Raw genomic sequence first — 13,016 nt, 5'->3', positions numbered from 1 at the left:
TACTGCACTAGCGTAAATAGTTGCAGGTTATGCGATTCGGAGGTGAGCTGGACCGCTTCAACCAGCGACGCGCCGGAGTCTGTATGGATCCCTCCGCGTATGGTGCACCGGCCCTGCACCTGGATCATCCAAGGCGCCCTCGTCCCACTGGAATGGCAGCGGCCACCGATGCTTCCGCCCGTGGGCGCGGGCGCGTTCAGACGGCCCAGGCTGCATCTGGAGCCGCTCGAACAGCTCGCACACCGCGCGGTGGCGCCACGCGGTCACGTTCTGCTGATGATTCAGCAGTATCGTGAGGTTGCCTGGGCTCATCCCCAACTCGTCGGCCAGTGAAGCCTGCGGCCATCCTGCAGACACGAGCGCCTGGAGGCGCCGGCGGGCACCGATCGATGGCACGAGCGCAGTCGGGGCGGCGATCTCGTGCGGAACCACCGGAAGCGGAACCGACAGGAACGCATCCGCGGTCGACTTCTTCAACCACACCGCCGGCTCCCGCCCGGTCTTGCCACGCAACAGCACCGCCAGGGTTTGCCGCGGCATCCCGGAGACCACGCAGATCTGACGGCGACTCACACCCGCGGCGATCAACTCCTCGACATGAGCACGCACAGGCGCCGCGTCCACGCGGTCCGCATCCCATCGCCCATACGCGTTCTGCCGGTATCGGTTTCGCTCGTAGCAGCGGTTGCACATTCCGCGGCGGGGCGGGTTCGCGACCCGCCCGCACGCGCAAACGATCTCGGTCACGCCGCGTCCGTGATCTGCTGCATGATCCAGTCGAGCTTGCCCCGCGCGTCCTCAGTCTGCCCGTCGCGCAGCTTCAGCTCGATCTCGGCGAGCACGAGGGCCAAGCCACCGAGCGTCGAAACCGTCAGCGGGTCAGACCCGATCAGTTCCCGAGCTTCCGCGATGCGCGCGTTCACCTTCGCCATCACCGTCGCCCGCGCACGCTTACGCTCCCCAACCTCGTTCTTCGCCTCCACGTACGCCTTCGACGGTCGGCCGTCAGTCGTCCGGCCCGGATGCGACAGCAAGGCGGCATTGTCGTACGCGTTCTGCGCCCCGATCGCGGACCGGATCTCCACGAGCGCCCGCAACCAGCGGAGGCGATTCTCTTTGCGCCGCAACACGTCGAACTGGGGGCCGGTGCCGGCTTCGTCGCGGAGGTCGGCGCTCACCATCTTGTCGAGGGCGGCGTCACCGAGGACGGCCCGCACAGGCTTTCGATTCGGGCAAACCGACACCGATGCACGGAAGTCGCTCGAAGATCGCTCCACGGCAACGCTGGACGGCAATGCGGGCGCGTCAAGATCAGATGCGCGGTCGCTGAATACAGGGGCGGTCGGATGGGACTGCGTCGCTACCAATTGAAAATCCTTTCCATTAAGGCTGTGAGTGCTATGCGACCTGCGTTTTTGCACCGGTGAGGCGGGAGATGCAGGGCGCGAAGGCTTCTTGCCCGGTGGCGCTGGTGCAGTAGTGGCCGGCGTCGGCTCCGCAGTGTGGGCAGGGGTAGTTGATGGCTCCTGCGATCTGGTAGGCCGGTCCGACTGCTCGCCGCATGGGGCGTTGTGCGGTTGTGCGGGTGGCGATTTGGTTGGCGAGGTCGATGACGGCTGCCGGGGTGATCCGCCAGGTGCTGGTTTTGTGGTGGATGGCGACGGCTTCGAGGGCGGTCTTGGTGTCGAGGTGGCCGATGTGTTCGTGCCAGTGGGTGATGACGTCGGCGTTGATTTCGCGGTGGTCGTATTCGGCGATGGCTGCGAGGACGCGGCCGGTGTCGGCGCGGTTCATGACGGGATCGCTTTCTGGTCAGCGATGCGGGTGAGGATCCGGTGGAACGGGTTGGCGCGCGGGTCAGTTGGCGTCTGCGCGAGTTCGTCGCGGGCGGCGAGTTTCTGCTGGAGTTCAGCCTTTTGCGCCGCGGTCAGCTGGACGTCGGTGCGCTGCCCAAGCGCGATCTGCCGGGAGATCCGGTGTGCCTGTGGTGGGGTGAATCCCATGTCCTGGAGGGCGTGGCAGGCGTCGTCTATGCGGTGGCGTCGTTCGTCGGGTTGCGCGCGGAGCGCGTCGAGGCGGGCGGTGCGCGCGTGTTGCAAGATCGACGCGGGCAGGGGCCGATAGCCGGGTGCTTCGTGGTTGTAGGCGTGGTCGACGCCGGCGATGAGTTCGTCTCGGGTGAGCCGGGATTCGGCGAAGGCGTTGGCCCATGCGGCGATGGCGGTTTGGCTGGGGTGGGGGAACCAGAGGTCGTAGCCGCTGCAGCGTTTGAGGATGTCTGTGGCGATTTCGATGTACTGGTCGGGCTTGGTGGTCATGCGATGTGCTCCGTGTAGTCGCCGTCGATGACGCCCAGCAGGGGCCGGTTGTCGTTGGAGGGGAGGCTGGTTTGCTCGCCGGGGACGATGCCGAGGTTGCGTTTGAGTTCGGCGGCAGCGGCGTCCCAGCCGAGAGTTTTGCGGTCGTGGTTCGACAGGTGCGGGCGGTCCAGCTCGGCGCCGGCCACGGTTGTGGGCCGGGTGCGGGCGCGGATGACGTCGGTGACGAAGTGCGGGAACTGGCTCGGCCCGAGGTCTTTCGCGAGCCACCGTTCGAGGCCCGCCGCGATGTCCTCAGCGGCGATGCCCTGCTTGAGCATGGCGCCGGCGTGGGTGGCGAGGGCTGTGCGGGTGGCTTGGGGGAAGCCGTTGCAGGATCCCTTGATCAGCTTCCAGCCGTCGATGTCGACCTTGCGGCCGGGTTCGTCGAGCGCTGCTGCCGCGGCGGTGTTTTCGGGCTCGTGCGCGTTACTTACTAGAGCCGCACTAGGAACGTACGTAAGTACTTCTTCTTCTATATCTATATCTGGTACAGATTCGCTAGGAAAATCTCTAGCATCTGCTAGCCCGCTGCTAGGGGCTCGGCGCTGGTTTCGCTTGGCGTTGGCCGCCTTCGCCTGACCGCCCTTTTGCCCTGCCGATCTGGCCTTTTCTCGCTTCGCTTCGACGTCTGCGCGGCTCTGCTGGTGCTCCAGATAGTCGTGGAAGACGACGCAATTTTGTTCTGCGTCTTCAGAACACGCACCGGCAGCAAGAATCGCTTTTCTGTTCCGATCTGTTCCCATCTTGCGCCAGGCGGCCATGCTGATGACGCCGTCGGTGAGGAACTCCGCGCAGTGCAGCCAGGCGCGGATGATGAGGAACTTTTGCGCGTCGTTGAGGGCCGCGTACTTGGGGTTACGGTCCATGTCGACGGCCACGGTGATGAACGGGCGAGTGTCTTTTGGCATGGCTAGATGCGTGCTCCCTTCCGGCTGTTGCAGCTCCGGCAGAGGGTCTGGAGGTTGTCGACGGTGTCGTCGCCGCCGCGGCTCCACGGGTAGATGTGGTCGAGCGCAAGGTCCTCGGCGGATCCGCAAAAGACGCACTGGTGGTCGTCGCGGTCGAAGACGAACGCGCGCACGCGGATTGGGATGTGCGCCCGCTTTGCCGGACGCTGGTCGCGGAACTCCCACCCGTCGATTCCGGTGATCCACAGGCCAGCGTCCACGAGTTCGCGGGCGCGGATCTCGGCTCGGTCAATGCCGACGAATTTCAGCAGTTCGAAGGGCAGAAATCCTTCGTGGCCTGCCGCTCCGGCCAGTGCGTAGCCTCGGGTGAGCAGACGCTCCGCGTTCATGCTGAGCGACTGAACGGCCGGGTCCATGTAGTAGGTGGAAGACAGCCAGACAGCATTCATCGGTGCCCTCCTTCAGGGGTTAGTGGCATGTGTGGGTGTGCCCTCACGCCTTTCGGCGCTCGATTGCCAGTTAGGCGGCCGGCGTGGTGTCGCGGCGGCGGCTGGCGCGGTTACGGATGCGGTGGCATTCCCGGCACGACTGGTGGCCGGTGGAGCTGATGAGGATGTTGTCCGGGCTGAGCGCGTGGTTGTTCTTGCAGTGACTGCGGATGGCTGCACGCGAGGGGATGGCCGCGGGGTGGTCGATGTCGATGTCGTACCAGGCCAGTGGCGGCATGAGTCCGCGGTTGCGGGCGCGGACCATGGTGTTGCGGCCAGGGCCTGGCTTGTCCGAAAGTTCTTCGTACAGTTCGTGAATCGCGTGCCAGGTCGTGTAGCGGATGCGTGGCTGTTTGATCATTAACTGCAGCCGGACGCGGTCGTAGATGTCGAGGCGTTCGGCCAGGTACTGCGATTGCCAGCCCATGGCGTTGAGCGCTTCGATGCGCCGGCGGGCGCCGATCGCCAGTGCGAACCACTGGCTTGGGCGCGGACGGTGATCGACCGCCAGAAGGCGCTGCGCGAGTTCAGCTTTAGCCCGGGGGAAGGTGCCGTCGACAATGAATCGGACGGCTTGACCTGAGCAGTCTGCGCCCTGACTGATCATTTCCAATGTCATTCCCCAGCCCATCAGCTTCTGGATGTGGGCTCGCACAGGCGCAGGATCGGCGAACACTTCGATACCGTTGGCGCGCCGCCACAGATACTGCTTCTGTTGCCGGCTCCGGTCGGTCAGACGGGTCATGCTGCGGCCTGCTCGCGCAACTTCCGGCGGCGCCGGACGAGAGCCTGATCGGCTGCTTCCTTCTTCAGATCGAGAAGAGGTGCGACTTCTGCCCAGCCCCAGCCCTTTCCGATCGCGTAGTCGAGGACTGCGTTCCGTGTAGCCTTCGAGATCTCACCTGTGTATCGGCCGGACAAGATGCGGTCCAGAACCACAGGATCGACATACTCGTTGTCGGCTTCAAGCTCGGGTTCGACTGCGGGTGCGTGGTCGGGATGGTCGATGTCGATCCCGTCCCAGTCCAACGGAGCGGCGTAACCCTTCCGGCGCGCGATGGTCGCGGCCGACTTCGATGGCCCTGCAGCGCCCGAGTGGGTTTTGTAGAGGTCGTCCACCTTCATCCAGGTCGAGCCAAGGACCTGTGTCGTGTTCGACATTCGGCAGATGTGGTTCTGGGGGACATCGAGCAGAGTCGCGAGCGTGCGAGTTGAATAGCCAATCGCCTGTAGCGCATGCAATCGGCGTCGCAGCCCGAGCGCGGGCACGAGGGTTCGTGCTTGCAGTGATGTTGGAACGTGAGTGACCGCCAGGATCGGCTGGGCACGCCGACGTTGTGTTGTCACATGCTGCCCGGCTCGAATCAGCGCAATCATCTGCGTCGTGACGCCCGCTTGGACTGCGATCGCTCCGTCAGTGAATCCGATCGATCGCAGCCATTCGATGTGAAGGCGTACCGGCTCCGCGTCGATATAGCCGGGCAGACCTCGTGACGCTTCCAATAACCGCAGCTTGTGGCGCTTGTACGTACCGAGAACTGGCACACGCGTTTTCACACTCGTCACGCGGCGTCACCAACTGCGAGTGCCTTGTTGACCTTGGTGCCGGACATGCCGAGTTCTTTGCTGATGCGGACCTTCGCCCAGCCGTGCTCGCGGTGGAGGACTCGCGCGTAGACGGGCTTGTCCTTCGGGACGATCGCGACAGGGCTACCGGCCAAGATTCGTGTCAGGACGTCCTCGTCCACGGTCGTGGCCGGCGGCTCAGGCAGCGGGTAGAGGATGTAGAGCTCTTCGGGGTCGACGGCGAGCAGGCGTCGTTCGAGTTCCGGGTTGACCAGCCGAGAGCGGCCATCGGCCAGGCGGAGCAGGGACGTGGACGGCCATTGGATGTGCAGCGAAAGACGGTGGAAGGACACGCATCTGGTGGCCATGATCTTCGCCAGGTGGATCTGGGCGCGGGTGGCGTCGATGTAGCCGTCCGCGATCAGCCGGCGGGCGCCGTAGGAGAGTTCGGTGGTGGTCATGCTGCTTCGGCTTTCGGGGAGTAGAGGGGCCACTCGGTGGGGACGTCGGTGAACGACTCCCCTTTCCGGCGCAGCCAGTCGATGAAGCTGTAGGCGCGCTCGCGATACCAGTGGGTCTGCGCGGTCATGAGTTCGTCAGCGGTCATCTCCGCGAGGACGGGATAGATGCGGGGCAACCGCCACGCCAGGCGGGCCGCGGCAACGGCGTCACCTTCGGCGTCGTGGGCGTTGTCCAGGCCGACCTGGTAGTGGATCGCGACGGCGGACAGCTTCCGAGATCCCTTGCGGTACTTGTCGAACTCGCGGTCCAGGACGTAGCCGTCCACGATTGGGCCGCGGATTTCGAACCCAGCGTGGTGGGACGCGATCATCGAGAAGTCGAAGGCGCCGTTGAAGACAGCAACAACGCGACCTTCATCCCACACCTGGTACAAGTCCTCGACGACTTCGGCGACCACCTCGGCGTGTGGATGCCCGTGCTTCTGGACGTATTCGTCTGTGTAGCCGTGGATCTCGGTAGCTTCGGCGGGGATGGGGATCCCCGGGTTCGCGATCCAATGCCGCGGTTTGACGTTGGGACCGTTGATTCGACCGACGAACGCGGTGACGATCCGGTCGACACCGACGTTGACGCCGGTTGTCTCCAGGTCGAAGCACGCGAGTGGAAGTTCAGTCCATTTAGTCACGATGCCCCTCGGCTTCCACGATGGATTCGCCGAGGGCGATGTAGACGGCTTTGAAGCCTTCGTTCTTGTTGACGAAGCGGAGCGCGTGGAGCTCGGAGTCTTCGTTGTTGCCGAAATAGCGGACGGCATAGGCGTCTCCGCCTTCACCTGGCCGCGCACCCACTGCGGGGTACGCGATCCAGGCTCCACCGTCCAGCCGCACCTTGGGCTGGCTCACGCGCTACTCCCCCGTGTCCGTGGCGAACATGCCGCCGTCTTCAGCCGGCGGGACGTCCTCGTAGTAGTCCGTGGGCGCGTCCTGGACGTCGGTGGTCTCGACGTCGATCACCGCTGGATCCACGTGGATCGGGTGGTCGATGGCGTCCGGGGAGAGGTCGATTCGGACAGCTTCGTCGTGCTCGATGGCGCGGGCGAGGTCGGTGGATTTCGGCATCCACTTCGCGAGCTGGCGGACACAGGTCTTGTGGGCCATGCCTTCGAAGTTGTCGATCCAGGGGCCGAAGACCTTGCCTTCCTTGGTCTTCGCCGTCGCGTTCTCCTGCCGGTACTCGATCATCTCGTCGTAGGTCATGACGAGGAACGCGTGCCCGCCGGTGGTGAACTTGGCGATGGCGTAGAAGGCCACGATCTCGCCGCGGCTGCCCTTGAGGTTGGGCTTGTGGACGAGGCGGTCTTCGAGGCCGTAGTCGACGTCGAACACGTCGTTGGAGTAGACGGTGCGGGCGATGAGGGAGCTGACCTTGCCTGAGCGGTGCGCAAGCTCGACGAGCCCCTGATAGCCGACAACGAGCTGAGCCTTGTAGCCGCGGGACTTGCCGTCCCAGAACGGAAGCAGCCACGCATGCCCGAGGACGCCGGGCCGCAGACCGAGCTGAGCGCAGGTCATCAGCGAGCCCAGGACGCTCATCTGCTCGCACTGGGCAAGCTTCGGGTTCTGCTTGAGGCAGGTGATGGCGTCACGGACCAGCTGCGCGGCCTCCATGCCGCGAGGCATGGCCATGGCGAACTGCTGCTCCATCTTCTCGATGTTCGAGCGCAGGTCATCCTTCTTGACGGGAGTGTTCTGGGTCGCCTCGATGCGGTCAGCGAGATTGCGGGCCATTAGGCCACCTCTTTCAGGTCAAGGGATTTCGCCTGGTAACGGGCGTAAATGTCGGGGTGGTCTTCGCGCAGTTCGCTCGTATCGAGGCTGGCGAGGGTGAGGTATTCGGCGTAGAGGTCGGGTTCGGCGTCGCGGAACGCGGCAGAGCGGAAGGTGCTGTTCTTCAACGCGACCCACACGTCGTCGCCGACGAGGAGCCGGTCGTGGCCGTCCATCAGTGCGCGGATCTGGTTGCCGGCCGCGGCTTTCCGCTTGGCGGCGTCGTTCTCGTCCGCCAGCGCTTGCCGGTAGCTGGCGTGGAGGGCGCTGATCTGTTGGCGGGTGACGTGCAGGTCTCCGCCGACGTATGGGTGGAGTAGTTCGATCGATTCGCGGTCGGCGGTGGTGCCGGTGATCGGCGGTTCGATGTCGGCGAGGACGTGTTCGGTCCAGAACTGGTCGCACCGGTTGACGACGAGGTCGATTAGGCGCTCGTTGCGGTCGACGCGTACGACTTCGAGCCGGTTGCCGCCGATGAGTCCCGCGGCGTAGGCGTGTTGGGCGCCTGTGACGTACATGCCGTGGTGCAGTTGCAGTTCGGCGTGGTCGGACATCTGCCCGTTCCAGCTGGACGCCATGAACCAGGCGGTGTTCTTGCACTCCAGCAGGCCGCCATCGGAGAGCAGACCGTCCGGCGAGTAGAGCATGTGGGGGCGTTCGACCGATTGCAGCGTTCCGGGTGTCTCGACGGTGAGGCCGAGTCGCTGGCATGCGACCTGCCGAATGGTCGGCTCAAGGGCGCGGCCCCAGAACATCGCTTCGGTGTCGATGTCGGATCCAGGCGGGGTGCGGTGGGTCTTTCGCAGCCAGATCGACCAGGCGGAGTCCCAGTCGACGAGCCCGAAAAGTGCTGACACTTCGGAGGATCCGATACCGGCCAGCCGTGCTGTGAGCCATTCGGGGCTGCCATGTTCGGTGCGTGGAAGCTCGCGGTAGAGAGCAGGGTTGGTCACCAGGTGCTCCACAAGGTCGCGCTCCAGTCGAGCAGCCATGCGAGCGACCCGATGAGCAGGCCGAATCCGATGATGCTGAGGTAGGCGAAGAACGTGTAAACGAGCCCGTGTATGGCATTGCCATCAGGGCTTTCAGGGATAGGCTGTCTGCTGGACATGCCATGGTCCTTTCATTCGCTTTGGGTTGCTGTGGCGGTTCAGCCCGTCCTCATGCCAGTGGGGGCGGGCACCTAACTTCAGAGAGAGAGTCACCAGAGAGAGGGTGTCGTCGTTCAGTGCAGTGAATGTTGTTGCTTGCACTGCACACAATACAGCCGAAGAGACCCTGGCGCAACACCGTCTGTCTGGTGAACTAAATGAACGCAACCCCAACACGCCCACCCCGCCCGAACAGCGGAAATGTTCCGGAACCCTGGGAAAAGGCTGAGGAGTGTGCAACGAACCGTTCAAACTCCAACGAACACCCGATACCATCGAGACGCCAGAGAGAGAGCCCCCGCGGGGGCCGGCCGCACACGAAAGGGTGTCCGGTGTCGACCCAGACAGCACAAGAGACGGAGTGGTCCAAGTACCTCACGTCTCTGATGACCGTTCAGAAGGTCAAAAACAGCGAGGTCGCTGACGCCATCGGCGTGTCACGCAGCACGCTGACAAATTGGCAGAAGGGCGTCGTCCCGGATTGGAAACAGGTTAGGGCTGTTGCCCTCTTCTTCGACCGGCCAATCAGCGAAGCGCTCATCCGAGCGGGATTCCTGACCGCAGAAGAGCTCGAGTTCGTAGCGCCGCCACTCGCACCAGAGTCGATGTCCAATGAGCAACTGCTCCTGGTCCTCAAGGACCGGCTCGATGAGCTCGCATCGCTACGAAAGATAGTGGCCGCCAACGAGGCCGAGCCAGATACCGGAGGAAAGAAACTACCGGCAGCGGATCGCCCGCCGAAGACGATCAGAGGACGTCAAGGCCCAACTGGCCGCCGTTAGCGCGCCCGGAAAGTTGACAATGCCCCACACCTGAACCCAGGGCCAGGGTGGCGGCCCTGGTCGTAGTCGCCACTCCCCTGCCTCACTGGTCTAGACGGTTGTGTCGTAGATCCGCTGGAACTGCTGGTCCTGCCAGCCGCGGAATCCGCGGGCGGCCTGGATCATTCGCACGACGCGGTCGTTTGCGAACGCCTCGATGCTGATGTGGCACTCGTAGTAGCAGCCGTGAATGCGGTGCGTCCGACGTGTCCAGTTCTCGGGTCGGCGTCCAGTCGGGCGATGTATCCAGGCTCGCCATCCGGCGCCGCGCAGGTACCCGAGCTCTTCGTCGTCGAGAAGGATGTAGGGGTGGACGTCGATCCGGTTGCGGTCGGCCCAAACGACAACGCGGCCAATCTCTTTCCAGAAGCCTTCGCGGTCCTCGCTGATGCAGGTCATCCCTTGGGGATCCTGGATCGTAATCCCTGCGAGGCTTAGGTCTTCTGCCGAGACATTGTCGATGTGGGTGTAGTGGACTCGTTGATACTCGGGCATCCTATGTGTTCCTAGTGTGCGCATGAGTGACCCACTCCCCCATAGCAATGGAGCGGTCACCTCGGTGTCCTGGGCCACCGAGGATCGCTGTTCTTCGATCCCCTCGACCCCCATACATGGCCAGCGAACCCCTAGCACGCAACTGGCCTATGCCCCGGCAGACATGACGCAAATGGGTGTCAGTTACCTCATCTGCGCCTCGTCGTTGTGGCATACCGGTGACTCTAATATGTGTCATGCATTTTGTCCCAGATGACTCCTTCAAAAGTTCCGCAACCGACATGCGAACAGAGTTTCCTTCAGAATCCAGCAGATTCTGCACACATTCGGCAATCAGCCGAGACATTTTTGCGACAGTCAAAACCGAGAGTCTGGAACGATCTTGAACTCCGGATACTGGCCGGTAACTACCGCGAACCGACCTGCCGTGCCACCGAAACCAAGCCAGGTCGACATCCCACGCGACCCGAGCCGCGACAGCCGCGCACCGAACTACGGACGGCAACCGAGCCAGCAATCGCGATCGAGCGTCAAGCTGGACCCACCGATGCCGGTCCCACTCCTCGACGCCCCTGATCTGCACTTACCAGCTCCTCGCCGCGCAAAATTCACCACAGGATCGAACTAATGTTCGAATCCTAACGTGATCGCGAGGTCACGTCACCCAGCAAATACGCACAGCGCCCCGCCGAAGCGCAATCCAAGAGCGCCATCAGCCTTGCAACCAGCGCCTTTGCTAGTCAGCTGCCCGGTCGAGGAAGTTGATGACATCCGGCGAGTCACGGACTCTTCGATCGACCGACGCCGATGCAAGGGCAGCCGGATCGGAAAGCAGCCCACGGAGACACTCAGAGCTCAGCGAAGGTTTGGCGCACGACGTTTCGCGGGTATTCCGAGCGCGGCTCCAGCACTGAATTTGATCGAAATCTAGGCTAGCCGAGAACATTAGTTACGCTAAAGAGTGCTGAATCGTGCCACTTCCTCAGTGGGGTATGGACTTCTTTCCACTGATGTGAATAGACAAAAGTCAGAAGAGTTAGCAATCTGACGGCAATTTAGCCCTATATGGGGTCCGCATACTCCCTGCGCGTGTCCCCGAGACCATACGACAGCCCGATTGTGCAGAATCCGGCTTCGATGCGACTCGCGCACACGACACGCACAAGGCCACGCCAGCCTGGCGGAGCCCGCTACCCAGCGTGTGCGACACAAGAGGAAGCGCCGGCAGCCCGCCCCCACATCATCGGCGCAGGCATCCACCAGATCTGCAATGCAGCGCATTGCACTGCATTGCATGTGTTACATTCGTGGCATCCGGGATACCCCGGGACATTTCAGTGATCAGACGAACGAGGTCAGGATGCCCAACGACACCATCTGGCTGACGAGAGCCGAGCTTTCCGCGCGGACCAAGCTGTCCGAGAAGACACTTCGCAACTGGACCGCCAAGGGCCGCGGACCGCGGTTCAGCCGCTTCGGTGGCCGCGTCCGCTACCGGCTCACCGATGTCGTCGCCTGGGAGAACCAGCAGGACCGCACGCTCGCACGGCAGGCGGCCTGACGCCATGGCCTTAGAACCAGGCGAGCTGCCGCCGAAGAACAAGCTGATACCGACGAAGCGCGAAGACGGCACCTACGAGCTCGACCGCGTCCGTCATCGCGCGCTCAATGGAGAAGTGGTTCGCACCAGCGCGGTTGGGCGAACCAAGAAGGATTGCATCGACGAGTGGATGCGCCGCTTCGACATCAACAATCGCAAGGGGTCGAAGCGCAAGCGGGTCAGTAGGCGCGTGCAGTTCGCGCCTACTGACCCGATGAGCAAAGTCTTCGCCGAGATGGATCGGCAGTGGAAGCAGCGTGTCGAGGACGGGACCCTGTCCCGAGACACGCACAGCAACTACCACCGCACGATCTACCCCTGCAAACCCGGCCCGAAGAACCACAACCCCGATGCCTTCAAGTTGGAGACCGAGATGGGCGACCTGTCCATCGTCGAGGCCGCGGACGCTGCCGACATCACCGACTATCTCGACGAGGTCGCAGAGACGGCACCGTCCCGAGCCGAGATGCAGCACCTGGTGTTGGGCATGGCATTCAAGATGACGGTACTCGGGCGCGGACTGCCGACCTCGGATAACCCGATGCCGCATGTGATTTGCCCTGCGCGCAAACCGACCATTCCTCGCCCGTTGGCGCGACCGTTGCAGATCTCCATGTACGCCTACATCGTCGAAGCCCGTCCGCGGGAAGGTGCGTATTTGCGGCTGTACTACCTCTTCCTGTTGGGTACCGGAGTTCGCCCGGGTGAGGGGTTGGCGGTTCGCTGGGTGGACATCGCGACAGAGACGCTCGAGGACGGCTCCGTGCGGACTGTCGCGTACATCGGGGCCACCGTTCGCCGGCGCACCAAGATCGGGACGTTCCGGCACCCGAACCGCAAGAGCGGCAATCCCTATTGGATTGTTCTCCCGCAGTGGTTGGCGGCTGAACTGGCCGCGGAGAAGGCTCGGGTGCGGCCGGTGTCGGACGAGGATCCGGTCTTTCGTGGTCCGGTTTCGCAGTCGTGGGTGAGTGTGCAGTCGGCCGAGGACTCGGTTCTCCGGCTGCGGCGTGAGAGTCCGGTGCCGGACTTCCGTTTGTCGGATCTGCGGGACACTGTTGCCAGTCACATTGCGTCATTGACGAAAGATGATGATCGTGCCAGTGCTCAGTTGGGGCACACGGATGGCAAACTGTCGATTGCGCAGAAGTACTACATCAGTGCCGAGGCGAAGCGGGTCGCGGTCGTCGACAACGCCGACGAGCTCGAGTTGCTGAATCCGCTGGAAGTGGGAGCAAATTGGGAATCCGACGGCGATATGTCCGTATGACTCAACCGGTTTCATGCCCTGACCTGCGGAAACGCTTCTGTCCTAGTGGATATCCAGGAACATCCGCAT

General features: G+C 63.3%; 18 protein-coding genes. 3 read left to right on the top strand and 15 right to left on the bottom strand.

Annotated features, from left to right (window positions below):
• Positions 1-57 precede the first annotated feature (57 nt).
• The 14 genes from ABZV44_RS39835 to ABZV44_RS39770 form a co-directional block, all read right to left on the bottom strand.
• Entirely contained in the window at positions 58-747 is a 690-nt protein-coding gene (locus ABZV44_RS39835) for a hypothetical protein (RefSeq protein ID WP_354848649.1), read from the bottom strand.
• Positions 744-1,367 (bottom strand): hypothetical protein, encoded by a 624-nt coding sequence (locus ABZV44_RS39830; protein ID WP_354848647.1) that lies wholly within the window; start codon positions 1,365-1,367, stop codon positions 744-746. The genes ABZV44_RS39835 and ABZV44_RS39830 overlap by 4 nt, the downstream gene beginning before the upstream one ends.
• A 31-nt stretch (positions 1,368-1,398) precedes the next feature.
• The gene (locus ABZV44_RS39825; protein ID WP_354848645.1) at positions 1,399-1,794 is read right to left on the bottom strand and encodes a hypothetical protein; all 396 of its coding nucleotides are present in this window, start codon (positions 1,792-1,794) and stop codon (positions 1,399-1,401) included.
• On the bottom strand, positions 1,791-2,318 hold the full coding sequence (locus tag ABZV44_RS39820; protein ID WP_354848643.1) for a hypothetical protein: 528 nt from the start codon (positions 2,316-2,318) through the stop codon (positions 1,791-1,793). Before ABZV44_RS39820 ends, ABZV44_RS39825 begins: the two co-directional genes overlap by 4 nt.
• Positions 2,315-3,268, bottom strand: a complete 954-nt coding sequence (locus ABZV44_RS39815; protein ID WP_354848640.1) for a hypothetical protein — start codon at positions 3,266-3,268, stop codon at positions 2,315-2,317. Before ABZV44_RS39815 ends, ABZV44_RS39820 begins: the two co-directional genes overlap by 4 nt.
• 2 nt (positions 3,269-3,270) lie before the next feature.
• Positions 3,271-3,717, bottom strand: a complete 447-nt coding sequence (locus ABZV44_RS39810; RefSeq protein WP_354848637.1) for an HNH endonuclease — start codon at positions 3,715-3,717, stop codon at positions 3,271-3,273.
• Between the two features lie 70 nt (positions 3,718-3,787).
• On the bottom strand, positions 3,788-4,501 hold the full coding sequence (locus tag ABZV44_RS39805) for a hypothetical protein (protein ID WP_354848634.1): 714 nt from the start codon (positions 4,499-4,501) through the stop codon (positions 3,788-3,790).
• Entirely contained in the window at positions 4,498-5,322 is an 825-nt protein-coding gene (locus tag ABZV44_RS39800; protein ID WP_354848632.1) for a hypothetical protein, read from the bottom strand. Before ABZV44_RS39800 ends, ABZV44_RS39805 begins: the two co-directional genes overlap by 4 nt.
• Positions 5,319-5,783, bottom strand: coding sequence for a hypothetical protein (locus ABZV44_RS39795; protein ID WP_354848629.1), 465 nt, complete (start codon positions 5,781-5,783; stop codon positions 5,319-5,321). The genes ABZV44_RS39800 and ABZV44_RS39795 overlap by 4 nt, the downstream gene beginning before the upstream one ends.
• The gene (locus ABZV44_RS39790; protein ID WP_354848626.1) at positions 5,780-6,469 is read right to left on the bottom strand and encodes a 3'-5' exonuclease; all 690 of its coding nucleotides are present in this window, start codon (positions 6,467-6,469) and stop codon (positions 5,780-5,782) included. Before ABZV44_RS39790 ends, ABZV44_RS39795 begins: the two co-directional genes overlap by 4 nt.
• Positions 6,462-6,686, bottom strand: coding sequence for a hypothetical protein (locus tag ABZV44_RS39785; RefSeq protein ID WP_354848623.1), 225 nt, complete (start codon positions 6,684-6,686; stop codon positions 6,462-6,464). Before ABZV44_RS39785 ends, ABZV44_RS39790 begins: the two co-directional genes overlap by 8 nt.
• A gap of 3 nt (positions 6,687-6,689) precedes the next feature.
• Entirely contained in the window at positions 6,690-7,571 is an 882-nt protein-coding gene (recT, locus tag ABZV44_RS39780) for a recombination protein RecT (protein ID WP_354848620.1), read from the bottom strand.
• Positions 7,571-8,563 carry a lambda-exonuclease family protein gene (locus tag ABZV44_RS39775; protein ID WP_354848617.1) on the bottom strand — a complete coding sequence of 331 codons (993 nt, stop codon included), beginning with the start codon at positions 8,561-8,563 and terminating at the stop codon, positions 7,571-7,573. Before ABZV44_RS39775 ends, recT begins: the two co-directional genes overlap by 1 nt.
• On the bottom strand, positions 8,560-8,721 hold the full coding sequence (locus ABZV44_RS39770) for a hypothetical protein (protein ID WP_354848614.1): 162 nt from the start codon (positions 8,719-8,721) through the stop codon (positions 8,560-8,562). The genes ABZV44_RS39775 and ABZV44_RS39770 overlap by 4 nt, the downstream gene beginning before the upstream one ends.
• Before the next feature lie 372 nt (positions 8,722-9,093).
• Between ABZV44_RS39770 and ABZV44_RS39765 the strand changes: the two genes are divergently transcribed.
• The gene (locus ABZV44_RS39765; protein ID WP_354848611.1) at positions 9,094-9,543 is read left to right on the top strand and encodes a helix-turn-helix transcriptional regulator; all 450 of its coding nucleotides are present in this window, start codon (positions 9,094-9,096) and stop codon (positions 9,541-9,543) included.
• Between the two features lie 90 nt (positions 9,544-9,633).
• On the opposite strand, the gene ABZV44_RS39760 is transcribed toward ABZV44_RS39765, so the two are convergent.
• Positions 9,634-10,077 carry a hypothetical protein gene (locus tag ABZV44_RS39760; protein ID WP_354848608.1) on the bottom strand — a complete coding sequence of 148 codons (444 nt, stop codon included), beginning with the start codon at positions 10,075-10,077 and terminating at the stop codon, positions 9,634-9,636.
• Between the two features lie 1,360 nt (positions 10,078-11,437).
• Between ABZV44_RS39760 and ABZV44_RS39755 the strand changes: the two genes are divergently transcribed.
• Both ABZV44_RS39755 and ABZV44_RS39750 read left to right on the top strand, forming a co-directional pair.
• Positions 11,438-11,638 (top strand): helix-turn-helix domain-containing protein, encoded by a 201-nt coding sequence (locus tag ABZV44_RS39755; protein ID WP_354848605.1) that lies wholly within the window; start codon positions 11,438-11,440, stop codon positions 11,636-11,638.
• 4 nt (positions 11,639-11,642) lie between these two features.
• Positions 11,643-12,947, top strand: coding sequence for a hypothetical protein (locus tag ABZV44_RS39750; RefSeq protein WP_354848602.1), 1,305 nt, complete (start codon positions 11,643-11,645; stop codon positions 12,945-12,947).
• Positions 12,948-13,016: the final 69 nt, after the last annotated feature.

The sequence above is a fragment of the Nocardia sp. NPDC004860 genome, assembly GCF_040609015.1.
Classification (GTDB): domain Bacteria; phylum Actinomycetota; class Actinomycetes; order Mycobacteriales; family Mycobacteriaceae; genus Nocardia.
This window is presented reverse-complemented; position numbering and strand designations above follow the sequence as displayed.

Bases quoted from the DNA above. Each gene is read 5' to 3' on its own strand.
- ABZV44_RS39755 (WP_354848605.1), top strand. From the start codon at position 11,438: ATGCCCAACGACACCATCTGGCTGACGAGAGCCGAGCTTTCCGCGCGG.
- ABZV44_RS39810 (WP_354848637.1), bottom strand. From the start codon at position 3,717: ATGAATGCTGTCTGGCTGTCTTCCACCTACTACATGGACCCGGCCGTT.
- ABZV44_RS39825 (WP_354848645.1), bottom strand. From the start codon at position 1,794: ATGAACCGCGCCGACACCGGCCGCGTCCTCGCAGCCATCGCCGAATAC.
- ABZV44_RS39795 (WP_354848629.1), bottom strand. From the start codon at position 5,783: ATGACCACCACCGAACTCTCCTACGGCGCCCGCCGGCTGATCGCGGAC.
- ABZV44_RS39750 (WP_354848602.1), top strand. From the start codon at position 11,643: ATGGCCTTAGAACCAGGCGAGCTGCCGCCGAAGAACAAGCTGATACCG.
- ABZV44_RS39815 (WP_354848640.1), bottom strand. From the start codon at position 3,268: ATGCCAAAAGACACTCGCCCGTTCATCACCGTGGCCGTCGACATGGAC.
- ABZV44_RS39760 (WP_354848608.1), bottom strand. From the start codon at position 10,077: ATGCCCGAGTATCAACGAGTCCACTACACCCACATCGACAATGTCTCG.
- ABZV44_RS39820 (WP_354848643.1), bottom strand. From the start codon at position 2,318: ATGACCACCAAGCCCGACCAGTACATCGAAATCGCCACAGACATCCTC.
- ABZV44_RS39770 (WP_354848614.1), bottom strand. From the start codon at position 8,721: ATGTCCAGCAGACAGCCTATCCCTGAAAGCCCTGATGGCAATGCCATA.
- ABZV44_RS39805 (WP_354848634.1), bottom strand. From the start codon at position 4,501: ATGACCCGTCTGACCGACCGGAGCCGGCAACAGAAGCAGTATCTGTGG.
- recT (WP_354848620.1), bottom strand. From the start codon at position 7,571: ATGGCCCGCAATCTCGCTGACCGCATCGAGGCGACCCAGAACACTCCC.